We start from the raw sequence: 24487 nt of genomic DNA, 5'->3' as shown, positions 1-24487 counted from the left end.
TCTCCTTTTTCATACATTCACGTACAGAAAAACCCGAAAGCCACTCTTAAACGGAGTACAGCTTCGGGTTTATGCCTTCAGGTCACAGCACTGGCGACAGAAGGCGAGAAATACCTTCTTTGAATTTGATGAGGGCTGACCGCTCTGCATACCGTTCAGGTGTCAGTTCCGAACTGACCTCCATGTCTTTCAAAAACAATACAGATAGCTGTTTCGCCACGTTTTCTTCATAGACGATCGCACTCACTTCAAAGTTCAAATGGAAACTCCTCGAGTCGATGTTCATTGTCCCCACCGCCGCCACTTCATCGTCTACGACAATTGTTTTGGCATGCAGGAACCCATTTTCATAAAGCAGGATCTTCGCTCCGTAATCCAGCAAATCTCCTGCATACGCCCATGTTGCCCAATAGACAAAGGGATGATCAGGTTTACACGGAATCATGATTCGTACATCGACTCCGGACAACAGCGCTATTTTACACGCATCCATAAAGCTCGGATCGGGAATGAAATAAGGTGTTTGGATGTAGATACTTTTCTTTGCGGATACTATCAGTTTTATGTACATATTTTTCAAGTGCTCTGTGACGGAATCCGGTCCGCTCGAAACCACTTGGATTGGGCTCGTCCCCTGTGCTGGCACTTGACTGAATGCATACTCCCCCCATTCGCCCGGCTTGTTATTGCCAGCCCGATGCCAGTCCAATATGAACTTACCTTGAATGTGATGGACGGCTTTCCCTTGGATGCGAAGGTGTGTATCCCGCCAGTACCCGAACTTTTTGTCCAGCCCGAGATACTCGTCCCCTACATTGAATCCGCCAATGTATGCAATACGACCATCGATTATGACCAGTTTCCGGTGATTCCGGTTGTTCACACGGAAGTTGATCAATCTGAAAAAGGATGGGAAGAATACTTCGACTTCCCCACCGGCCGCCCGCAGTTCATCAAAAAATTTAGGCGATGTCTTTTTAGACCCGACCTCATCGTATAAGAGCCGGACCTTCACTCCCGCCCTCGCTCTTTCTGTCAAGGCATTACGGAGTCTAGTTCCCAATGCGTCTGATTGGATGATGTAATACTGAATATTAACTTCCTTCTCAGCTGCTTGGATATCTGCGATGAGGGAATCGAATTTCTGATGGCCGTCATCAAAGATTTGAACGTCATTACCAGTGGATAATAACGCATCCGACGATATCAAGTTCATGTGTATCAATTCAGCATGGCTCTTAAGCAATGGAGACTGTTGTATGGTCTCTAGGTAGTCTGTTGATAGTTGCTGATCCACTTCCGTGTCAATTTCCGTTCTCTCTTCATCCGTCAGCTTGTAGAAGTTCTTCTGCTTCATATTTCGTCCGAGGAATAAGTAGATGAAAAATCCGACGATGGGGATAAACACCATCACTAATATCCATGCCCATGTATTTCCTATATCCCGTCTTTCAAAAAACAATACTCCCACCAACAATAAAAGATTGATGACGACTGTAATGGATAAAATCAACGATACTATATATCCAATTCCCATCATTACACCTTCCTTCTCACTATAGTTTGAATGATAACCACCTATTTAAAAGTCCGTAAGAATTTCTGTTTATGTATAGCACTATAACATGTACGCGTTGAAAAGGAATATGAACGTCAACAATATGTTCCCAACGTCGAAATAGCATGTCGTTCTCCTATAAAGCACTAACACTTGCATGTTTTTGTTAAACGATTATAATTAGTTTCACTTAATATATAGGAGGTGTGCTCATGAAACTGCTGCATGCGTTAGACGAATTTTATTATGAGCAAATCTTGAAAAACCTCCGGGAGATGAACCAAAATAAGGTATATGGGAATTTGACTTATAATAGTTTGCTGTATTTGGAAATCATATTGTACAACAAGAATTGTACGGCTAGTTTTCTTGCGGATACACTGCACGTTGCACGCTCTGCGGTAACTGTAAAAGTAAATGAATTAGTGTCCAAGGGGATTGTTACAAAAACACCAAGCAGCACTGACAAGCGCGTCAGCTATTTAAATGTCAGTCCTGAAATTGCGGACGATTACAAACAACTGGACCAACCATTGAATCAGGCTATCGCTGAAATTGAAGAACGATTTTCAGAAACGGAAATTGCCTCTTTCATTGAAATGCTAGGGATTATCCGAAAGCATCATCAATAGGAGTTGCGCCAAAAAAACACAAACATGAAAGAGGTCTTTGCATGGAACAGAAACAATATGAGTACTTAGCGGATAACCCGAATGTGAAAGTGCTTCCCATTATGTTAACACTCATTATCGGCGCATTTTTCGCCATTCTAAACGAAACATTATTGAATATCGCTCTCGTCACCCTCATGGATCAGTTCTCGATTTCGTTGAGTACTGTTCAATGGATGGCGACTGGATTCATGCTCGTCATGGCCATTGTCATTCCCGTTTCTGCGCTGCTTCTTCAATGGTTTACAACGAGGCAGCTATTTTTAGGAACGATGGCTGTGTTTACGCTAGGTACCATTATTTGCGCGAGTGCTCCTACATTCTCGATTTTACTCGTTGGGCGCTTGATCCAAGCTGTAGGAACCGGCTTATTGATGCCGATTATCTTCAACGTCTTCCTATTGATCTACCCTCCTGAACGACGCGGAAAAGTGATGGGGATGATCGGGCTCGTCATTATGTTTGCTCCTGCCATTGGACCCACACTATCCGGCGTCATTGTTGAATATTTAGGCTGGCGCTATTTGTTCATCCTCGTCATCCCGTTTGCGTTATTCTCGATTGTGTTTGCCTATAAGTATTTGGTCAATGTGTCCGAAGTTACGAAGCCTAAAATCGATGTCATCTCCCTGCTATTTTCCACAATCGGATTCGGTTCCATTGTCTATGGCTTCAGTTCCGTCGGGGAAAGTAAAGAGGGATTTGCAAGCCCGACTGTTTGGCTGTTCATCGGCATGGGAATCATCGGCATCGCACTGTTCGTGTGGCGTCAGTTGAAGCTGGACGAACCGATCATGAATATGCGCGTATTCCGTTATCCGATGTTTTCACATGCTGTCGTGATGTTTTTGATCATCATCATGGCGATGTTCGCCTCGGAAATCATTTTGCCGATCTATATGCAAGGTCCGCTCGCTCTCACTGCAGCGACAGCCGGATTGGTTTTGTTGCCAGGAAGTATTTTAAACGGCATCATGTCGCCATTCATGGGTGCGTTGTTTGATAAATTCGGGCCGCGCGTCTTAATGATCCCCGCTACACTCGTGTTAAGCGGCACGATGTTCATGATGAGTCAATTGACTGTCGATACACCTGTATGGGTGGTGGTGGTCAGCTATATCCTCATTATGCTATCCGTTTCTGCCATCATGATGCCTGCTGAAACAAACGGATTGAACCAATTGCCGAAACGTCTCTATCCGCATGGGACTGCCGTGATGTCGACATTGCAACCGGTTGCGGGAGCGATCGGGGTTTCCGTGTTCATCAGCATTATGAATGCACGCCAGTTACATGTGTTACAGAAATCCTCGACTCCGACAGATCCTGCAACAATCGATCTAGCGTTAGTATCAGGTGTTGAACTGGTATACTTCATAGCGTTTGCGATGTCGCTAGTCGCTGTTGTTCTGTCGTTTGTTGTGTACCGTGCGAAGCCGAGTGAAGACGAGGAAACTTCAGTCCTATAAACTGTAATGGAAGTAGCAGGTGCCCAAATTGGGTGCCTGTTTTTCTGTTTACTGCGTCCCACATGCATGTAATCGACAAGTCGACTACACTTATTTGTAGAAGGAGTGGTGACAGATGAATCGAAAACGATATCGGAACTTAGACCCGACAGCACGCCCCGCCACATTTAGTGAATTGGTGCGCTGGCAAAAAGAGCGCTTTAAGAAACAGAAAGATATGAGCTTCATGATTGGACAGGCTCCCGATAAGCAGCAGGCACTACTCCACACGAATCAGGATAAGTTAACGATTACTTGGATCGGGCATTCGACGTTTCTCATACAGCTTGCTGGTTTGACGATTGTGACAGATCCCGTTTGGGCGAGCCGGATGGGGGTTGGTCGTAGGCTGGAAGAGCCAGGCCTCTCAATGGATGAAATCCCTTCAGTCGATATTATTTTGCTCTCCCATTCGCACTATGATCATATGGATGTCCCCTCACTGAGGAAGCTGAAAGGGACTCCTGCCGTACTCGTTCCTGAAGGACTTGGACGTAAAGTACGCAAGCTGATGAAGGTAAATCGAGTGTACGAACTTCCTTGGTGGGGTCAGGTACGCATTGGTCCTGTGGAATTCCACTTCGTACCGGCTCAACATTGGACGAAACGTACGCTGACTGATACGAATACGTCGCATTGGGGTGGATGGATCATTCGACGGCATGAGGAAAATTCTTCTGAAGCGATACATGGATCCGAATCGATCTACTTTGCCGGTGACAGCGGGTATTTCCAAGGATTCCGTGAGATCGGCGAGAAATTCCCTGATATTACATACGCACTCATGCCGATTGGAGCGTATGAGCCTGAATGGTTCATGGGAACTCAACATATGACACCTGAAGAAGCGATACAAGCATTTATGGATGTCGGGGCTTCGGTATTCATTCCCATGCACTATGGATCCTTCTATCTAGCTGACGACACGACTGAAGAAGCGCTGAATCGCCTACTTAGTGAATGGAAGCGGCGTGGATTGGAAAATCGAGATTTAAAGATTTTAAAGCATGGCGAAACGCTCATCCACCTTTTCAAAGATAAAAATTGCAACTGATTAGGAGTTGAAATTTTTAGAATACACTGTATAGTTGATACATAGATTTCCATTAAACTTACAGTGAACCTATGATCAGTTTACTAAAAAGGGGCAGCTCGGATGAATCGCACCTATTTGATACACGAATTTTTACGGACCGCCAAAAGCAAACGAACGATTCCTTTTCTTCTTTTCATCGGCGTGGTACTTATCAGTTATTGTTTCCTCCTCGTTCCAAATCGAGAAACTAAGGAAACGTTTCACCCTGAAGAAATACAGGATTACTTAACCCGGTTGGAAGTGGAGCAGAACCAGCGCTTGAAGAGTGGTAATACTGGAATTGTTTTAATGACGGGAGATCCCGTTTTTGCGAGAAACGATTATCACCATGGATTGTTCAGCGCACTGCTCCACTCCTATGAAGATCGTAATTATCTTCGCTATCTCCACTTGCGCGCCTACTATCTTGAGTCTGATCCTTCCGTTTATCTGCAAGACGAAAACCTGTTCAAACTTTCTCCATATCCCGGCAAAGACCGGGAGCATCTCTATCATCAGACGATGCTCCGCTATGAAGATTACTTGATGAATAATCGGCGCATTACGGAAGCTCTGCTATTTGAAAAGACAGGGTTCCAATCGCTGCAGACATTTCTGCATACGTACGGGTTTTTTTTCTTCTTATTTTGTGCAGTTTACTTCAGCAGTGATATTTTGTCACGCGATCGCTCCCATCGGACGGTGTTACAAGGGCTGCCCTTATCCTGGTATCGACAGTTGAATCTGAAATCACTGGCTGCATTTACTTATACACTTCTCGTTTTAGTAACTGTGCTTCTTACAGGCTTTTTAGTCTTATCCGCTCAATTTGGATTCGGCTATTCCAATTTGCACGTTCCCATTATGACTGCCCAAAGTACATTCTCTGCTGATGACTATGACGTAATAAGCCTGGGGAAATTTGTTGGTATATCCCTCTCCGCCCTCCCCCTGTTACTATTTCTTTTCATACGTCTCAACGTGATATTCAGCCTGCTCATGAAAAACGAATGGCTCGTACTCTTGTCTAGCACATTAGTGATCTTTTCGGAGCGTCTTTTCGATGCCAGGACGACTCGGGAAATTTTAGGAATTGATATCAGCTATTTTCCGCAAACGTATTTTGACTTCGGAAAAATTGTGACGGGAGAAAAGAACTTCTTATTAAACACGGAGACGATTAGCTTGGCTAAAGGGGTTGTTGTTCTCCTAGTAACAGCTGCAATCATCGAAGCAGTTCTATTTGTCCTCTCTCGTATAGTCAACAAACGAAGGCTCTATCAATCTCGATGAAATCATCTGATAAGGAATGAGACAACTATGAGATGGAACTACATCCTTTTTGAAATAAAAATGTTAGTGCACAATCGGAAGAATTGGTTACTCGGAATCGCATTGATCCTCTTCTTCCCGATTTACTATTTGCAATACAGTCAAACTGATATCAAAACGCTGCAAGATCAGAAAAACGAGGAAGCAGAGCAATTCCACTCTATTTTCAAAGCCTTTCCTGAAGAGATGCGAGAGACGAAAGAGGGGCAGGAGATTTACGATAACCTTACCGAGCAAGCCTCTCTCATCAACATGCAACGCTTCTATCTTTGGGATGAAGAAGACAACGACTTATACATTACGGATGGGCTTAGGCTTAATAAACTCCGGCTTGACATGCACGAAGCTGGAAACAAAGGGATCCATCCAAATTACATTGTCCCGAAACAAGAGATCCACAAAGAAGTGGCGTTGTTGGACTATTACCAGAAGCATCATATTTCCATCGTTCCCGATCCGTTCGTTGCAAGTAATTACATTCCAGCGGCACTCGATACAATCAGCGGATTGCCATTCGGTCTCATTGTCCTGCTAATCGGCAGCAGTATGCTGTTACACGACCAGCAGAATCGCTCTTTAATGATAGGCCTGCCTGTTTCCTTCTTACAGAAAGTGGTCAGCAAAGTGGTCATTCATCTGTTCCTAATCTTCGCTTTCCTCGTTGCAGGAATTGGCGCTTGCAGCCTGTATGTGGGATTGAAAACTGGTTGGGGCAGTTTCACCTCACCAGTTCTCCTCTATTCAAGTGGTGATTTCACAGCCGTTTCAACTGTCCATTACGTACTTTTACAACTACTAGCGTTTCTGCTCATCAGTTTGCTGTTATTAGTTGCTTCCGTCTTAGTAAGCAGAATAACCAAAAACCTGTACACTACCGTTTTATTCATCGTTTTCCTGTTACTGCTGCCCTCCCTGCTTCTTTCAGCAGGCATTGATGGTAGTTGGCTGCGACCGCTTGCCATGATTGATATCGGTGCTGTTTTAAGCGGAGAGGCTGCTATGAGGTTCGCAAGCACATCTATGGACTATAAGCATGCCTTCTTATGGTTCTTCGGCTTCACACTCGCCGTGAATGCTGTGCTGTACATGAAGAACAAACTACAATACACCCCCCGTTGATCAGGACACGATAATGCGAACTAAAAAGGAGGGACGGCATTGCTGAAGCTTACAAATCTATCAATCGCCTATCAGAACAAAATTGTACTGAATCACCTGAATCTCAATGCTGAAAAGGGAGAAATCATAGGAGTCGCTGCGCCGAATGGTACAGGAAAGACGACATTATTCAATATTATCGCGAATTATACGAAACCCGATACCGGTCAGGTAGTTTTTGACGGGAAATATACGTACCGGAATGAGAAGGAAGAGGTTTTAATCCACAAACACTTGACGACGTTTCCTGAACAGAAGGATTTGTTTGATGAACTGTCTGGCACCGATCATTTGAAACTGTATGCATCCATGTGGAATGGCACGTCAAAACACGTTCCCGCCGTCATCGATAAACTACAAATGAGCCCTTACGTAAAAAAGAAAGCAAAAACGTATTCACTCGGAATGCGCCAGCGGCTCTGCTTTGCAATGATGATGGCTGCAGATACAACGGTGATGCTGATGGATGAAGTGATGAATGGACTCGATGTTACGAATGTCGCCCTGATTTCAGAGTGCTTGCTGGACATGAAACAAGAAGGGAAATTAGTTTTCGTCGCCTCACATTTGTTGGAAAATCTCGATCTATATGCAGACCGGGTCATCTTCTTAAAAGAAGGTGAAATTGTCCACGAACAGCGTTTTACAGAAGATCGTGAAATCTATTTAAAGGCACACATGACCCCCTCTGATTACCATGAACTGAAGACTACAATTGAACTTCCCGATGCACATATGTACATTGCAGAGCATTTACTCTGTATCCCTATGGACAGTCTAACCTTATCTGAACAAACACGATGGATTGAGCGAATACTTGGCCTTTATCGGCATAATCTGACTGTAGGACCACTTGGGACGGTGGAGTATTATGAAAAATATTTTTCGTAATGGGGGCATGATGTTATTTGTCTGCGTGTTGGTAGCGGGTTGTCAGGCAAAACAGACCCCTGCCACTGAACAAACAGTTCGATATGAACAGAACTCCGAGGTGACAGGTGATGAGAAAGAAGAACTGATCAAATCAGTGAACCCTGCAATCTTTACGACTGTGGATCGCAACAATCGTGAAGCACAGGCAGTATCGGTTCCTGTTGTCCCTAAGTCCGGTAAGGTTTTGAAACTAAAGACGGGCCGTTACATGATTTCAGGCTATCCTACTGGTAATATTTCCATTTTCGATTCTGAAGGTGAGCTGATTCTACGGGAGATTGTCGGAGATTATGCAGGTGCTAGAAGCCTGACAGTCTCTGTGGAAGAGTCCTATACTATTCAAGCGGACGGAGGGTATGACTCTGTAGAAGTTGTTCTTTCACCCACGTCTCTCCTTACTGAACTGACTGCCGGCGTATGGGAAGTAGGCACAGACATCCAAGCCGGAACCTATACGATATCTTTGGACCACGGCTATGGGTATTTACAAATACTCGAGAAAGAAAAGGATACGATTTTATATGAGTTGATTGGCGGGACGATAGGCCGCACCGAAAGCACAGTGAAACTGAAAATGGGTCAGTGGCTACGAGTGACTGATGCTTCGTTAATCACCTTCCGTCCCCAAAATCCTTAAATAAGCGAATGATTTTATTCGTAAGTGACACGTTATTTTTTTCATAGAACCGTGAATCCCTTTTCCCAAGGCATTCACGGTTTTTAACTCTCTTATCTGATGGCAGACACCCACCTTATATAAAAATAATATTGCTTATTTTCTGTCTATTTGATACGTTGGACGGACAGGATTGTTGGAAAGCGATTCACTGTTTGGAATTCATTGGGGGATGAGTTCTGAAGACATCCAACTAATTCAATTGAATCCATAAAGGGGATGGAGAATTGACGATTGAGTTGAAAGAAACGGAGTTGCGCAGTGAACATGAGCTGCCGCGCACGGCGGATGGGAAATTGGACTATGAACGAATCATAGAAACTCCTGAGTTTAAGCATCTGATCAAAAAGAAGAATCGTTTTTTAACACCCTATGTCATTGCATTTTTCGCAATCTATCTCATGCTGCCTATTTTGACAGGATACACATCGATTCTAGAAACACGTGCTGTCGGCTGGATGACATGGACATGGGTGTACGCATTCGGATTGTTTGTGATGGTGTGGGTATTTACTCAAATCTATGTGAAAAAAGCCCGTGATTTCGATAAAGATGTGGATCAGATCATCAAAAAACACGTTAGGGACTAAGGGGGATTCCGTTTATGAGTTTTATTTCCATTGCAATCTTTTTTGCTGTAATTTTATTGACACTTTATATTACATACTGGGCTGCGAAACAAACGCAGACTGCCAGTGACTTTTATACCGCAGGCGGTTCACTGACCGGCTGGCAGAACGGCATGGCCATTGCTGGTGACTATTTGTCTGCTGCTTCGTTCCTTGGGATTGCCGGTGCAATTTCACTGAATGGTTTTGATGGGTTTTACTACAGTGTCGGGTTCTTGACAGCATACCTGGTTGTCTTGTTCTTAATTGCCGAGCCGTTGCGCAACCTGGGGAAATATACGATGGCAGATATGATCGGTTCGCGATTTGGGGCGAAAAAAGTCCGCGGAGCTGCTGCATTGAATACCATTACAATCGTTCTGTTCTATATGCTTGCACAGCTTGTAGGGGCAGGCGCGCTGATCAAGTTATTGTTCGGCATCGATTATTGGATTTCTGTTCTCATTGTGGGCATTATGATGCTTATTTATGTACTGTTCGGAGGAATGACCGCTACTAGCTGGGTTCAGATTGTTAAAGCCATTTTGCTGATGATCGGAACGATTGTGATTTCATTCCTCGTGCTGATGAAGTTCGACTTCAACTTTGTGGGCATGTTTGATATTATGCGGAACGCGACGGATCATGGGGAGTCATTCCTGCACTCAGGAGTTGTATATAAAGATCCGATCGGTTTGATTTCCGTGTTGCTTGCACTTGTGCTAGGAACTGCGGGGCTTCCTCATATACTGATGCGTTTCTTTACGGTGAAAGATGCCAAGACTGCGCGTTCGTCAGTTGTCTATGCTGTATGGATTATCGGAATCTTCTACGTGCTGACAATTTTCCTTGGCTTTGGTGCAGCGAAGTTTGTTGGATCGAAAGCGATCATTGCAGAGAACGCTGCTGGTAACATGGCTGCCCCGATGCTTGCAGGCGTACTGGGCGGGGATGCATTAGAATCGTTCGTTGCGGCTGTTGCATTCGCTACCATTCTCGCAGTAGTGGCAGGACTCGTGTTATCGGGTGCTTCCGCTATTGCCCATGACCTATACGCCGAAATTATCATGAAAGGAAAAGTGACGGAGAAGCAACAAGTGAAAGCGGCCCGTATCGCCGCAATCAGCGTCGGGGTCGTATCGATCTTGTTGGCGCTTGGTTCTGAAAAACTGAATGTAGCCTTCCTCGTATCACTTGCCTTCTGTATCGCTGCGTCCGCAAACGTACCTACGATTTTAATGACGATCTACTGGCGCAAATTCAATACGACGGGTGCGGTTGCTTCCATGCTGACAGGGCTGATCACCGCGCTCGTACTCGTTGCGGTCAGCCCTAACGTGATTAACCCTGTTCCAGGAGCTGCGTTCTTCGTGGGAGATCCACTCTTCCCGTTCGTGAACCCCGCGATCATCTCGATTCCAGCAGGATTCCTAGCTGCTATCATCGGGACGTATATTGGAGCAAAACGTCACGAAGAAGCTGAAGTTGCATATGCAGAAGTTCGTTTCAAGGCGGAAACCGGATATCGCGGGCTGTGAGTTTACCGCATACGTGAATAAATGAATAGATGAATACTTGCGGATCTGTCACTGTTTGATGATAGATCCGCAGGTATTTTATTTTGGATAGATTTTTGGGAATGAGCGTGTTGAGGACTGAAACGGGCGGGTTCCCTCGCGTTACGAGCGGGGGGCAGACTGAAACGGGCGGGTTCCCTCGTGTTACGAGCGGGGGGCGGACTGAAACGGGCGGGTTCCCTCGCGTTACGAGCGGGGGGCGGACTGAAACGGGCGGGTTCCCTCGTGTTACGAGCGGGTGGCGGACCTAAATGGGCCTGATAACAGTGAGACTCCCCCTTGCCTATGCGTACAAAAAAGCCGCCCCAGCAAATAGGGGCGGCCAAATAGGTTGACTTATCGTTTTTCCGTACGATCTATTAAGAACGTCATAACTACGAAAAGCGCAAAAGCGAGTAATAGAATCGTGCCGCCGACGATGTAAAAGACAAGCGCGAATGTCTCATTAATGTCAAACGGACGGAGGAATTGGAGCCACATCCCTGTAGTCAATCCAATTGATCCAATAATTGCTGTCCAGCCATGAACTGCTACTAGTTTTGCTGCGCGAACGCGATAAATTTTATAAAACACGCCCCATGAAAATACGGATAGCCAGCCTACTAGTAAAATGTGTGCGTGGACTGGTTTGAATGCATAGGATCCTGATCCCGCCATGTGCGAACCAAGCACCGTTCCAACCAACCCGAATATCGCAGCAATTCGTATTAATCGTATACTCCATTTCTCCTGCATGTTGCATTCCTCCTGTGTCGTTCTGATTATCTTCATCATACCTTCTCAACATGAACGCAAGATGTCCAGCATGTTACAATTTGGGCAGGACGATCTTGATTGTGGTCCCTTTCCCTTTTTCACTACTGACCGTGATCGTGCCATTATGCAGCTCAATCACTTGCTGGACAATCGATAATCCAAGACCTGTCCCTTCAGCAGCAATTGTCCGGGAATCGTCTTCCCGATAAAAACGATTGAAGATATGCGTCAGGTTCTCTTCTGCAATGCCGATTCCGGAATCGCCGATTTCTACAGTTACCGAGGTTTCATCCGACACTAAGGACACTTCAATCGTGCCATAATCCTGCGTATACTTCAGTGCATTGGACATTAAGTTCTCCCATACTTTCTCAAGAAACGCAGGATCTCCAATCAGCTCTGCATCCTCAATTTCCATGGAGAGTGAAATCTGTTTTTCTTCAAGGAGCCAACGGTATCTGCGCACAGTCTCTCTCAGCTGTTCGCTCACGTCATACCTACTAGGTTTCAAAGGGCTCATCATCTGATCGAGCGATGTCAAAAGCAGCAACTGCTTCGTTAAAGAAGATAATCGATCGGTCTCTGACTGGATGACTTTTGCATACCCCGCACGTTCATCAGCCGGAAGCGATTCATCCATCAGCAAACCTGCATATCCCTTAATGTTCAGTAAAGGGGATTGAAAATCATGGGAAACATCACTGATGAACTTCTTGCGGATCAAGTCATTCTCTCCTAGCCGCTCAGTCATTTTTTGAAAACTTTCTGCGAGCTGGCCGATTTCGTCTTTCTGATGAATGTGCAATATGCCGCTGAATTCTTCTTTCCCGACTTTCTTGGTCGCTAGCGTGAGCTGTGTAATCGGGCGGATGAGCCTCTTTGCGACAATCAACATCGCAAGTAGACTCGCAATCGCCATCACTATGACCATTCCACCTAACAAGAAATGCACTTCTGTAAAGAGCAGCTTGATGTCCGGCCTCAAAAACAAGGCATACTCTTTTCCCTTATAAGTAAAGGGGACGCCGACAGTATTCGCGGTTTCATCCGAAAAGAAGCCGGTGACAAACGTTTCTGTCGGATAGTCTTTCATACCGTGATAGTCTTTTCCTCGAAGTACGGACATCACGTCTTCTTCATCTAAGTTATCGAGACGAAAAGCCTGGCCATAGCGCCGACCTGTTAAGTCATCGTTAACAAGCAACAACTTGTATCCCGCTGCCGCTTGGGTTTTCAAATACAGATTCAAATCTTCAGGCGACGTTTCTTCGATGTATCTCGCAAGCTGTCGCACGATAGTCATATTTTTTTCATCATTGGAGCCTTTTAAGTTTTGATGATAGTACGTATTGACCGATAAAAACGCTGTGAGCGCACTGAACACCATGATCCCTGCTGTATAAAGCAGAAACTTTCCATAGAGCGATCTCATACAGAACCCGTGTCCAGCTTATAGCCGACACCCCGTACGGTCACGATGCTCACTTGTTCCGGCAGGCCTTCCAACTTGTCCCTCAATCGCTTAATATGCACGTTCAGCGTCTGTTCGTCCCCTTCATAGTCGTATCCCCACACTCGATCCAGTAGAACTTCACGCGTCAGCACCTGATTTGCATGCGACGCTAGAACCGACAGCAGTTCAAACTCCTTCAAAGGCAGCAGCAACACTTTTTTCCCAATAGACACTTCGTATGTTTGACGATTGATGGCCAATGGTCCTGCTTGGATAAAGACATCGACCGCTTTTTCATACCGTCTCAGGATGGCACGGATGCGGAACAGCAATTCCTTCGGCTCAAATGGTTTCACAAGATAATCATCAGATCCTGCCAGGAATCCCTTTTCCTTATCCTCCAATTCCCCTTTTGCCGTGAGCAAAAGAACAGGAATATCCCATTCCGAACGTAATTTCTTCGTCAGTGTATAGCCGTCCATCTCAGGCATCATGACATCGACCACCGCAAGATCCGGTACCTCCCGTTCCATAATTTCAAGCGCTTCCTGCCCATTTTTCGCTTTCATCACCTTATAGCTGGCTGCTGATAAGGTAATGCGTACCAGCTCTAGAATATTCGGGTCATCATCGACCGCTAAAATCGTTAACATCCATTCCACTTCCTTTTTTAGACTTACTCCATTCTGCATTCAACAATCCGGAAAACAAAATGATGACAGCGGTCATGTAAAACCAAATCACAAGCATAATGATTCCGGCTAACTGACCATATAACCGCGTGTAATCCACAGCTGTCACCCACCCGCCAAACAGATAGGAAAACAGCTGCCACCCGATCGTGGATAGCAATGCGCCTGGAACCGCCTGTCGCAACATTACTTTACCACTTGGAACAATTTTATAGAAGAGTAGGAAAAAGACAAACAGAAACAACGTGCCCAGTCCCCATTTAATTTTCGGCCATAAAAACAGCCAGCCTTTCCAATCATCGATCCGATCATAATAAGCAATTACTTGATGGAGGATGTTTTCAATGAAGGGAAGTACAATCGAGAGCGGTACAACCAGCATGAACAGCAGCGTAACACCCAGATCACGAACTAGCGATAACCAAAACCCTCTTCTACGTATATACCCGTTCGCCAAGTCCAGTGAACGTGCTAAAGACTGTACCGTGACAGACGATAGCCAGAAGGCCCCTGCCAAACTGAAATACAGCCATTTCCCTTTACCGTTTCGCAACACTTCACGCACATTGTCTTCAATGAGGTCAAATGATTGCTCCGGGATGAAAGGGCGTAAAAACCGGAACAGGATTTCTTCATTTACCGGAAATAAGTTCAGCAGCGATATTACAAAGATGAAAAATGGCAACATGGATAACAATAAGTAATAGGCAGTCTGAGCAGCCTGGTCAAAAAATCGTTCTTTTACAAATCGCTCAAATATCTTAAGTCCCAATTTCATAATAAACCCCCTTTTTCAAACTAGGTACTATGACGTAAGAATTATATTCAATCTATTATTTTGATTATTTTTAAAATATTTAGTTACTTTATCCCACAAAAGATGTATACTCAACATATTATCTAGATTTCAGACCTTTCCCTCTCGTTTGTACCGATTTTCGCCAAAGCACTTGCTAACCACGTTGTCATTTGTCGAATGCTCTGGGCCCAATCTTCCGCTTCTATGACCCTATTGAAAATTTCAAAAAAATTCACTATTAGGGAGAGATTGCACATGCGAATTGCAGTGACTGGCGGGGCTGGCTTCATCGGCTCCCATCTAACCGACCGACTCTTAGAACTTGGCCATCAAGTACTGGTTATTGACAATCTATCAACAGGGAAAAGGGAGAATCTGAATCCGTACGCTTCTTTTGCTCAGCTGGATGTCCTACAAACTGACGACATCATGTCCTTGCTTGAATCTTTTCTTCCAGACACAGTCTATCATCTCGCAGCACAAACTTCAGTTTCCGTCTCTATGAAGGATCCAGTAAAAGATGCCGCCATCAACGTCATGGGTACATTAAACATGTTAACCGCATGTGTCCATGTGGGTGTACGAAAATTCGTATTCGCCTCAAGCGCGGCTGTATATGGAATACCGACGTCATTGCCCATCTCAGAAGAGCATGCTCTCGAACCACTATCCCCATACGGTTTATCGAAGAAAACGTGTGAACTTTATATTCGGCTGACCTGCACCCAGCATCATCTTTCCCATTCCATTCTACGCTATGCGAATGTCTATGGTCCACGTCAGGACAGTAACGGGGAAGCAGGGGTCATTTCAATCTTTACAGAACGGCAGTTGAATGGTCGTGGAGTATCGGTATTTGGAAACGGTCATCAGACGCGGGATTTCATCTATGTGAAAGATCTTGTCGCTGCAAATATTGCCGCCATGGAGCTCGAGGAGAACGTTACGCTGAATATCGGCACGGGAATTCAAACCGCAATTTCAGAAGTTATCCGTTGCCTGGAACATACTTCTTTCCCCATGACAGTAGAATACGCAGAAAAACGGCTAGGTGATTTGGAACATAGCACCTTAAACAATAGTAAAGCGGTCCAACAACTCAATTGGTCACCTCGCTATAGTTTTCTAGATGGAGTGTCTGAGTACTGGAGAGGTCTCCAGAAAGGACGTGAAACGGTATGAGAAGTGAACGGTCAATCATCTATGGCCCCCAAAAAACCTGGGTTATCTTGATAGAATTCGTTGTAGTTTCATTATTTTTCGTGTTTGCGGCAAGTTACCAGGTGCTGAATCTTGAATGGATTGGAACGTTTTTACTGGTCACTGCGTTTTTGTTCGGTATCCGCTACGGAATTGGTTATTCATTAGTTGCTATTGTTTGGGGGGGCTGCCTCTATTTGTTTTATGGCACCCAGGCTGGCAATGATCCCATTATCCTTTTTTATGAACCTGATTTTTTCCGCTTTTCACTATCTCTGATTGTTATCGGTCTGTTAAGCGGAACATTTCGGACTTCACTGAACGAACGGTATCAGGATCTCTATTACGAAAAAGAGGAATTACAGCAAGAGTATGAGCAATCCGGCGATACCCTCACAGCATTCCGAGAGGCGAATGACCATCTCAAGCTAAAAATAGTCGAAAATGAAACAAACCTCGCAAGTATCTATGCCATTACAAACTTATTGAATCGAGGACATTCTGAAAAAATACTGAACGAAGCAATACGGATCATCCAGGAACACTATGGTGCAAAAGTTTTTGGTATATACCATGTTGATCATTCCAGCAAAGTTTGGCGTCTTAAAGTCCATCGAAGCTCCAATGAAGAATATATGCCGTCTTCTTACTTTTATGAAGATCATCCTTTTCTATTCAAAAGGGTCCTTACACAAAAAGAGCTGTATATGCGATCACTTGATAACCCTGAAGCCTCTGGTCCACTCATCTGTGCCCCCATCTATACCGGAACCACCGTGAAATATGTATTGGTAATACGAAAAGTTGATTTGTTCCGAGTGACACTCGACGGTCTCGAAACACTTAAATGGATTCTTCGTTTTGTCGCTGACCCCCTCACGGACGCCCTACAGAAAGAGGAAGTAAGGCGAAAAGACATGCTTGTTCCCGGTACACCTTTTTATACATCTTCTTATTACAGCGATATGCTCGCCATTCATCAAGAGCGGAAATATCGATTCAACCAACCATACTCGACCTTTACCGTCGCCCTTCCTAAAAAACCTATCAATCTGAAAAAAATATATGAACTGTTGAGAGATGAATTACGTGAAATGGATATCATATGCTGGAATCCCTCTACACATCAATTACTATTTCTGCTGCCCGGTACGGATATAAGATATGCCGATGTCATTCAGTCACGTATTGCCAACTCCCTTCTAGAGGGGGCGATCTGAATGGACGCATCTCAAATCATCATAATGTATATCCTATACGCTGTGATTGTCCTACTGGTTCGTTGGGGCGCGAAAACCTTGACTCCGGTTGAGGCCTACGGAGTTCTAGACTGGCTGACCATCGTCTCCTTGGTCGTACCCATTCTTGGCCTAGTCGGAAGTGCTCTCCTATTCCGTTATTCACTGGAGACGGATGCGACCGATTTGCTGGACTATGAGGAAACACTTCGTTTCGATGTACTTCCTTATGATGAATGGCGCAACGATGCGGCACATTCTATCACAGTGATGCCGATTGCACTTAGCATAGAAAGCGGAAGACCAGATGTCAGCCGGGAATTGATCATTCGGCACATTCATTTGCTTACAAAAGGACAAGGGACGTATTTAAAAAAAGCGGTGCAAAATGCCAGTACTCGACCTGAGCTTGCACACTATGCCTCCACGACATACCACTTACTGAATGATCGTCATCTGCAACGGATTCAGCAACTGGAAAGTCGTCCAGTTGCGGACGAGCATCAGCATTTGACATCCTTGTACCAGGCTTATCGCGCATACTGGCTCAGTGAATTACTAAGTGAAATCGAGCAAGAGCGATTGCTTCAGAAGCAAACACGACTACTAGAACGACTTATTGAAATTGACCCTGATGATTCTGATGCCTACCGTGAACTCGGTGAAGTTTTTACAATACAGGATAAGAATAGTCGTCGGGTAATGATTCATTATCGACGAGCGATCTTCCGATTTCCCGACCTACTTGTCTTCCAGGAGAAACTGATTGAAACGTTGATATACCAAGACAATTGGAAAGAGGCAACCCGGCTACTTGCCAGTCTGGAAGAACGTGACCAGTTAAGTGCCACAACACAGAAGTTTCAGGAGGTTATCCGATCACTATGGACTCCCCAAATAAGCAGTTAGAAAAGTTGTTGTTGCTGACTGGAGTGCTTCTCATCCTCACAATCATAGTCATCCAGTTTTCCCGGAACCACCCTCAGCGGCTCATCCCGAAGTTATCAGAAGACGTAGCTGCGGAACATCAGAAGTCCTCTTTGCTGACGGGTTCAGCGACTGCAAATTCACGAGCTGAGATACCACATTATTATATTCTGGACATTCACGAAGCCAACGAAGGACAGTTCCATCAATTCGTAAAAACGTTGGAATACGCTAAACTTCCCTATACGATCATCGGAGAGAGAGAGCTCGCCTCTCTAAAACCCTCCCCTTACCACACGCTGATCACCGCTACTGAAAAGTTATCGGTTTCTCAGCTAACGTACATCGCTTCCTTTGTAAAAAACGGAGGCAATCTATATGTTGGAAAACGGTTCAATGAAAACCAATTCAATGCGTTGGCAGGCATTAAAAGTAACGAAGGATTCTCACAAAGTTCAGTTCATGGAATTGATATCACGAAACCATGGAATACGATTTATGAAAAGTTACCGGCTGTTGAAGCTATCGTCAATAACAGCATGAAAGTGACAATTGCAGACGAATCAGAGCTGTACATGGAAAGTGAAGGCACACCATTGTTTTGGACGAACTCTTATGGTGATGGACGAGTGGGCTTCTTTAATGGAACCTGGCTTTCATCCAAAAGTTCACGAGGCCTATTCCTACAAACGTTGGAACTCGTCCCTCAGCGTTTTGTAGTTGCTCTTACAGGTGTTGAAGTGGTGTACATCGATGACTTTCCAGCACCATTTCCAGAAAAATGGGGAGCCGACCAAACTGCCTATCAAGAGTACTACGCCATGTCACCACAATCTTTTCTTCAAAACGTTTGGTGGGCAGATATGAAGGATATCGCATCAGAAGAAGATCTTCTCTATACCACTGTCATGATTGGAACTTATGAAGATAAAATTAACGCAAGTGGTAAAGAATTGGTTGAAAAAAATCGGAAAGAGCTTTCTTACTACGCCCGTGATGCTTATCACCACGGACACGAGGTCGGCTTACACGGATACAATCACCAGCCTTTACTGCTAGGCAGCGAGGCCATTGATGGAACCCTGGGCTACACACCTTGGGAGAACAAGGAAACGATGGCAGAAGGAATAAAGTACATGCAGCATCTACTGAAAGAGTACTATCCTACGTCGAGTTTTAAAACATATGTGCCGCCATCGAACATATTGGATGAAACGGGCATTTCCGCTCTTGAATCACAGCTTCCGGATCTGCGTACGATATCTTCTGTATATGACGGGCAAGTGGCAGGAAGCTATATCCAAGAAATAGGGATGGATAACAGGCACCCTCAACTATTCAACCTCCCGCGCTTTTCGAGTGGATTCCATGTGGATGAATCCAATAGGCTGGGGGCGGTGGATGCCCTTGGACACTTGGGAATGGTAAGTCATTTCGTCCATCCCGACGATCTGATCAGTTCCCGTTCGAATGGTTTCATGTGGGAACAGCTAAAGGTCGAGTTTACTTCTTTTCTGGCGGAACTTAAAACTGCATACCCTATACTTTCTCCCTACACTGCTACACAAGCTACTGCTTATTTAGGAAGTTTCTTAGAAGGGACCGTATCCATCCAGCACACGGAGGACTCAATATCGATCGGTGCAACCGATATGCCTACTCCGATGCGCCTACTCATCCGCTTGAATGACGGCGAACAGTTGGAGCACACACAATCTAGTGACGTTACGGTTTATCCTATAGGGGATGATGGTTCAACCTATCAACTCGAGATCAGGAAAGTACCTGTGGTTTTACCAATCTCAAAAGGAGTCGATGCAAAATGAAAATCGGTTTAGTTTGTGAAGGGAGCTATCCTTACGTAAGCGGGGGTGTCTCCAGCTGGACGCAAGGACTTATTGAAGGGATGCCTGAACACAGATTCACCATCCTCGCAATCATCCCTGCGGCGGAAGACCAAGTACTCCAATACAAGTTGCCCCCTAATGTAGATACTATTATTGATATTCCGATTCAATTCGAGCGGAGATCAGGCGTTAAAAAACCAAGCTTTTCACTGACTGATGATGAATTCAACCTGATCGCCTCTTTTTTCGAACGCAACAATCCATCTGCCGAAGTACTGCACTTGCTGCATGCATTATTGCAAGACGTTTCTCCATCCTCATTTTTTCAGAGTGATATTTTTTATGAGATTGCTAAGCGATGTAGTAAAGCAGAACAAAACGCAAACTTCATAGAATACTATTATATGCTGCAGGGCATGTACTTACCCGTACTCACGATTTTACAGCAACCGATGCCTAAGTTAGATGTCATCCATTCCGTTTCCACTGGCTATGCCGGATTACTCGCTACTCGGATTGCAACTGATCAGCGGATACCTTTCCTGCTCACTGAGCATGGTATTTATACACGTGAACGAGAAGAGGACATTCTGTTAAGTGATTGGATCCCTGAGTCGTTTAAAATTGGTTGGATACGTTTTTTTCAACATCTTGGAATGTATGCATATCAACACGCTCATTCTGTCATTACATTATTTGAGCAGAATTCCCGACTTCAGGAAGCTAACGGCGCCCCCACTGAAAAACTATCCATTATTCCGAATGGAGTTGTGCTGCCAGCAGGTAAACCTTCAGTGACAAGGGAATCCAAAACGTTTCAGATCGGCTCGGTTCTAAGAGTCGTTCCGATAAAAGATATTAAAACGATGCTCTATGCAGCACGCGAATTGAAGGATCGCGGTATTCTATTCAACTGGCAGGTTCTTGGTCCAATGTCTGAAAATCCTGTATACGCTGCCGAATGTCTGGAATTGCTTGATCAACTTCAGTTAAGTAAAGATGTCATATTTACCGGTAAAGTAAATGTTAAGGATTATCTTCCGACTTTTGACTTAATGGTTCTTTCAAGTCTCTCAGAGGGACAGCCTTTGTCGATACTTGAAGCATTTTCTTATTGCGTTCCATGTATCGCAACTGACGTTGGATCATGCCGGGAGTTAATTGAAGGAACGTTAACTGACACAACTGGAGATGCTGGCATCGTTGTAAATCCTCTTGATTCGCAGGCGATGGCAGAAGCAATCATCCATTTGATGCAGCATGAAGAACTGCGATGTGAAATGGGGATAGTTGCTAGACAACGTGTTTCCAAAAGATATCTGCAGACTCAGATGCTATCTGCTTATCAAATACTCTATAAAAAAGGAGTGACCTACTAATGGCAGGGATCGGGTTTCAACTTCAAAAGTTGTTTAAGGAGGATCATTATTCATCTCGACTAAAAGCATATGGGTTCTCTCTCATGGTCACTTCCGGTCCATGGTTAACGATTATCACTGCAATTACCCTCACTCAGTGGTTAATACGTAACACATTAGCTATCTCTTTTGAAACAGCGAGCCTTTTTAATATTACACTTGCCTACTGTTTTATCTTCTCTCAGGTGCTGTTCAGTATTCAGCAACTCGTCATGACACGATACGTAGCAAATGAGTTATTCGGAAAACGGTATCACAAGCTGTTCCCAGCATTTTTAGGACTAACTAAAACTTCAGTCTTAACTGGCACGGTTCCCGCAATTCTATTTGTCATAATGTCATCGCTACCTTTTTACTTTGAAGTACTGACAATTATCTTCTTTTACATCATGCTATTGAACTGGAATTGCTTTCTCTTTGTATCCGCACTGCGCAACTACAAAAAAATTGCATGGTCTTTTGCTACTGGAGGACTTATTGCAGGACTCGGCGTATTTCTATTCACTCGTTTTGTTTCCTTTCAGACACTTTCCACAGTAGAAGCATCTGCATACTTATTGCTGCCATTCATCTTTGGGATGACAACAACGCTTCTAATGATCTTCTCTTCTATTGCAAGAGCTTTTGAAGTAAAATCATGCGAATATCCCCTTTCCTATTTACAAACGTTTGATCAATACCCGATGTTTGTAGGCATTGGGTTTTTCTATACTTCCGGATTATGGATTGCAAATTGGGTGATCTGGTCCGGTGAAGGATCCTCAGAGTTATATAGCTTCTTCCGTTATCACACCGTTTACGACACAGCTGTATTTTGGAGCTTTTTATCCATTATCCCCATGCTCATGTACTTTGTCATTGCTGTTGAAACTCGATTTTACGATAAATACAGAACGTTTTACGGCTTTATCAACAAAGGAGGAAGTTTAAAGCAGATAGAGACATCCAAATCTCAAATGCAACGTGTTTTGAAACAGATGCTCTACAGAATGTTACGAAATCAGGCATTGATTACAGGATTGCTCATTCTATTAGCAGGGTGGATTGGAAATACTATCCATATGGACGGAGAGTTTGTTTCCATATTCAGACTAACTTTGTTAGGTGCTTTTGCAAATGCAGGTATGCTGGTGTTCCAACTGCTATTGCTATACTTTGAAGATCATAAAGGAGCTTTTTATACTTCCTTAATTTTCTTCTTTGGTATCTTGTTACTTACAATTGCTCTACTGCCTCTCGGGACTGGGGCGTATGGTCTGAGTTTTAGTATTGGTGCAGCAAGTGCATTCCTTTTTGCAGGGTATCGGCTCGCCAAACTTCTACAAACTATCGATGCTCATGCCTTTCAAAACTCACATCCGCCTGAAAACGGGAAATTCTTCACGATATTAACAAAAAGACTTTATCAAAGAGATAACGATACCTTTTCTAATTAGATTGAAGATGACTTGTGTGTCGATATCGTCAACGTTATAGGATTATAATTCCTATACTTTAAATTTTAAATTGACTTGACAAAACTTCAGCAGTTATAGTGATGATAGGAGCCGATGGCTAACTAAAACCACCCATTAGAGGGTTGTGAAGGGCAAACCTATTGAAAAATAGGGGCGCAAAGATATGGGTCGTCGATGCTTCTAGTGGAAGCATACCGATCGCCAATCTGCTAACCTCCCTTCCCTTCTAATAGCCTAGGAGGGCTTTTTGTGTTTAGAAAAATTTTCCCCGTCCTGTTCCTCTGCCTCTTGGTCGTTACTATTGTTTCCGGAAAGGAGACCTTTGCTTCAATGGAACCTACGCCGGTAGACCACATTCAATCTTATAAAATCTTTTACGATGAGCCTACCCCAAAAGTACAACGTCAAATGAAAAAATATGACCTGGTTATTGTAGAACCAGCCTTTTATACAAAAGATCTTGTATCCAAGTTACAAAAGTCAGGAACAAAATTGTATGCATATGTATCGGTAATGGAATCGGACACTTGGAATACCGTACGCGTCAATTCACTGCAACCTCAGGATTTCTTTACTGAAAATGGGCAACGCATCCATTTCAAAGAATGGGATTCCTATTTGATGGATATGACATCCTCCCACTACCGATCCGTTTTAATGAACGACATCAAAACCCAAGTCGTTGCCAAAGGATTTGATGGAGTCTTCTTTGATACAGTCGGAGATATGGAAGATCAGTTTTTCGTGAAAGATCCGAAACAATATAAGGCACAAACGAAAGGTTTCATTACCTTCCTGGACGAGTTAGAACGTGAACACCCCGATCTTTCTAAGATTCAAAACTGGGGTATTGAACTATTTAAAGAGGAAACCGCCGCCTATATGGACGCAATAATGTGGGAGGACTTTGAGTATAAGACGGTTTCCACAGATCAGTGGTCCAAAAATCAAATTAATGCCCTTCAACAATTGCAAAAAGAGCATAACTTTAAGGTATTCACGGTTTCATTTTCACAACATGCGAAAAGCATGAAATTCTCCCAACAACAAGGATTCCTTCATTACTCAGAGCACAAATCCTTCAACCAATGGTGATAGAGTAAAGATACCCCCCAAAAGTTTTTTGGGGGGTATTTGTTTGTAATTGCTGTGTATAGGCAGTTGATATAAATTCCAAGTTTGTTCCCGCCCCTTAAGATTGTAGTGATAAATAACAAATACTACTCATAATCCAGGCTCTTACATACGATGGGCGAAAGGTCTACTATTGGAATATTTTTTTGTTCGGCAGTGGCTTTACGCTGGATTCCGAAACTTTCCAAGGTGATCGATTTCAACAAGGGAACAACAATCAATTCCATAAGCCGTATTTCTGTATTCTTTGCAAAATGTGAAACGTCAGCTTTATAGCGAGGACCTCTGAAAGTAAGTATTTCCTTTTACTTGCTGAAGCTGTTCTGCATAAGAGCCAGGATATACAGGAACCTTATCAAATCTTGACAACTTATTCTAAAAATATTTTTTCTTAGAAAAACAGCGTGTAACTATCCCTTTAAAACTTAAAGACGAGTAACATACAACAAACAAAAAAGCGAGCCGAGGAA

General features: G+C 44.0%; 22 protein-coding genes and 1 riboswitch. Of the genes, 17 read left to right on the top strand and 5 right to left on the bottom strand.

Annotated features, from left to right (window positions below; translation table 11 throughout):
• Positions 1–82: 82 nt before the first annotated feature.
• Positions 83–1537, bottom strand: a complete 1455-nt coding sequence (gene cls, locus ABE021_RS00605) for a cardiolipin synthase (RefSeq protein WP_430286223.1) — start codon at positions 1535–1537, stop codon at positions 83–85.
• Between the two features lie 233 nt (positions 1538–1770).
• On the opposite strand from cls, the gene ABE021_RS00600 reads away from it, so the two are divergent.
• The 10 genes from ABE021_RS00600 to ABE021_RS00555 all read left to right on the top strand — a co-directional run bounded on the left by ABE021_RS00600 (position 1771) and on the right by ABE021_RS00555 (position 11347).
• Entirely contained in the window at positions 1771–2190 is a 420-nt protein-coding gene (locus ABE021_RS00600) for a MarR family winged helix-turn-helix transcriptional regulator (RefSeq protein ID WP_430286222.1), read from the top strand.
• A 41-nt stretch (positions 2191–2231) separates the two neighbouring features.
• Entirely contained in the window at positions 2232–3698 is a 1467-nt protein-coding gene (locus ABE021_RS00595) for an MDR family MFS transporter (RefSeq protein ID WP_430286221.1), read from the top strand.
• A 115-nt stretch (positions 3699–3813) separates the two neighbouring features.
• Positions 3814–4791 carry an MBL fold metallo-hydrolase gene (locus ABE021_RS00590; protein ID WP_430286220.1) on the top strand — a complete coding sequence of 326 codons (978 nt, stop codon included), beginning with the start codon at positions 3814–3816 and terminating at the stop codon, positions 4789–4791.
• Between the two features lie 102 nt (positions 4792–4893).
• Positions 4894–6105, top strand: coding sequence for a hypothetical protein (locus ABE021_RS00585; RefSeq protein ID WP_430286219.1), 1212 nt, complete (start codon positions 4894–4896; stop codon positions 6103–6105).
• Positions 6106–6132: 27 nt separating this feature from the next.
• A complete protein-coding gene (locus ABE021_RS00580; protein WP_430286218.1) occupies positions 6133–7263 on the top strand; it encodes an ABC transporter permease subunit in 1131 nt (376 codons plus the stop codon).
• A 39-nt stretch (positions 7264–7302) separates the two neighbouring features.
• Positions 7303–8193 carry an ATP-binding cassette domain-containing protein gene (locus ABE021_RS00575; RefSeq protein ID WP_430286217.1) on the top strand — a complete coding sequence of 297 codons (891 nt, stop codon included), beginning with the start codon at positions 7303–7305 and terminating at the stop codon, positions 8191–8193.
• Positions 8174–8872, top strand: coding sequence for a hypothetical protein (locus tag ABE021_RS00570; protein ID WP_430286216.1), 699 nt, complete (start codon positions 8174–8176; stop codon positions 8870–8872). Before ABE021_RS00575 ends, ABE021_RS00570 begins: the two co-directional genes overlap by 20 nt.
• 266 nt (positions 8873–9138) lie before the next feature.
• Complete coding sequence (locus ABE021_RS00565) at positions 9139–9501, top strand: DUF485 domain-containing protein (RefSeq protein ID WP_430286215.1); 363 nt, start codon at positions 9139–9141, stop codon at positions 9499–9501.
• Between the two features lie 14 nt (positions 9502–9515).
• Positions 9516–11057 carry a solute symporter family protein gene (locus ABE021_RS00560; RefSeq protein ID WP_430286214.1) on the top strand — a complete coding sequence of 514 codons (1542 nt, stop codon included), beginning with the start codon at positions 9516–9518 and terminating at the stop codon, positions 11055–11057.
• Positions 11058–11140: 83 nt separating this feature from the next.
• Entirely contained in the window at positions 11141–11347 is a 207-nt protein-coding gene (locus ABE021_RS00555; protein ID WP_430286213.1) for a hypothetical protein, read from the top strand.
• 85 nt (positions 11348–11432) lie between these two features.
• Here ABE021_RS00555 and ABE021_RS00550 read toward each other — a convergent pair whose 3' ends face one another.
• From ABE021_RS00550 to ABE021_RS00535, 4 genes are all read right to left on the bottom strand, one after another.
• Positions 11433–11831, bottom strand: coding sequence for a hypothetical protein (locus ABE021_RS00550; protein ID WP_430286212.1), 399 nt, complete (start codon positions 11829–11831; stop codon positions 11433–11435).
• 73 nt (positions 11832–11904) lie between these two features.
• Positions 11905–13284, bottom strand: a complete 1380-nt coding sequence (locus ABE021_RS00545; RefSeq protein WP_430286211.1) for an ATP-binding protein — start codon at positions 13282–13284, stop codon at positions 11905–11907.
• On the bottom strand, positions 13281–13958 hold the full coding sequence (locus ABE021_RS00540; protein ID WP_430286210.1) for a response regulator transcription factor: 678 nt from the start codon (positions 13956–13958) through the stop codon (positions 13281–13283). The genes ABE021_RS00545 and ABE021_RS00540 overlap by 4 nt, the downstream gene beginning before the upstream one ends.
• Positions 13933–14775, bottom strand: coding sequence for a YihY/virulence factor BrkB family protein (locus ABE021_RS00535; RefSeq protein ID WP_430286209.1), 843 nt, complete (start codon positions 14773–14775; stop codon positions 13933–13935). The genes ABE021_RS00540 and ABE021_RS00535 overlap by 26 nt, the downstream gene beginning before the upstream one ends.
• Positions 14776–15051: 276 nt before the next feature.
• Here ABE021_RS00535 and ABE021_RS00530 point away from each other — a divergent pair, with 276 nt between their 5' ends.
• From ABE021_RS00530 to ABE021_RS00500, 7 genes are all read left to right on the top strand, one after another.
• Positions 15052–15978, top strand: a complete 927-nt coding sequence (locus ABE021_RS00530; protein ID WP_430286208.1) for an NAD-dependent epimerase/dehydratase family protein — start codon at positions 15052–15054, stop codon at positions 15976–15978.
• Positions 15975–17216 (top strand): hypothetical protein, encoded by a 1242-nt coding sequence (locus tag ABE021_RS00525; protein ID WP_430286207.1) that lies wholly within the window; start codon positions 15975–15977, stop codon positions 17214–17216. Before ABE021_RS00530 ends, ABE021_RS00525 begins: the two co-directional genes overlap by 4 nt.
• Positions 17217–18143 carry a hypothetical protein gene (locus ABE021_RS00520; RefSeq protein ID WP_430286206.1) on the top strand — a complete coding sequence of 309 codons (927 nt, stop codon included), beginning with the start codon at positions 17217–17219 and terminating at the stop codon, positions 18141–18143.
• The gene (locus ABE021_RS00515; RefSeq protein WP_430286205.1) at positions 18119–19987 is read left to right on the top strand and encodes a DUF2194 domain-containing protein; all 1869 of its coding nucleotides are present in this window, start codon (positions 18119–18121) and stop codon (positions 19985–19987) included. The genes ABE021_RS00520 and ABE021_RS00515 overlap by 25 nt, the downstream gene beginning before the upstream one ends.
• Positions 19984–21387: a GT4 family glycosyltransferase PelF gene (pelF, locus tag ABE021_RS00510; protein ID WP_430286204.1), complete on the top strand. Its 1404-nt coding sequence runs from the start codon at positions 19984–19986 to the stop codon at positions 21385–21387. The genes ABE021_RS00515 and pelF overlap by 4 nt, the downstream gene beginning before the upstream one ends.
• Positions 21387–22862 carry an exopolysaccharide Pel transporter PelG gene (gene pelG / locus ABE021_RS00505; RefSeq protein ID WP_430286203.1) on the top strand — a complete coding sequence of 492 codons (1476 nt, stop codon included), beginning with the start codon at positions 21387–21389 and terminating at the stop codon, positions 22860–22862. The genes pelF and pelG overlap by 1 nt, the downstream gene beginning before the upstream one ends.
• 141 nt (positions 22863–23003) lie before the next feature.
• A riboswitch (cyclic di-GMP riboswitch) is annotated at positions 23004–23097 on the top strand.
• A gap of 116 nt (positions 23098–23213) precedes the next feature.
• Complete coding sequence (locus ABE021_RS00500; protein ID WP_430286202.1) at positions 23214–23978, top strand: endo alpha-1,4 polygalactosaminidase; 765 nt, start codon at positions 23214–23216, stop codon at positions 23976–23978.
• Positions 23979–24487: the final 509 nt, after the last annotated feature.

Source organism: Sporosarcina gallistercoris, from assembly GCF_050459885.1.
Taxonomy (GTDB): domain Bacteria; phylum Bacillota; class Bacilli; order Bacillales_A; family Planococcaceae; genus Sporosarcina; species Sporosarcina gallistercoris_A.
This window is presented reverse-complemented; position numbering and strand designations above follow the sequence as displayed.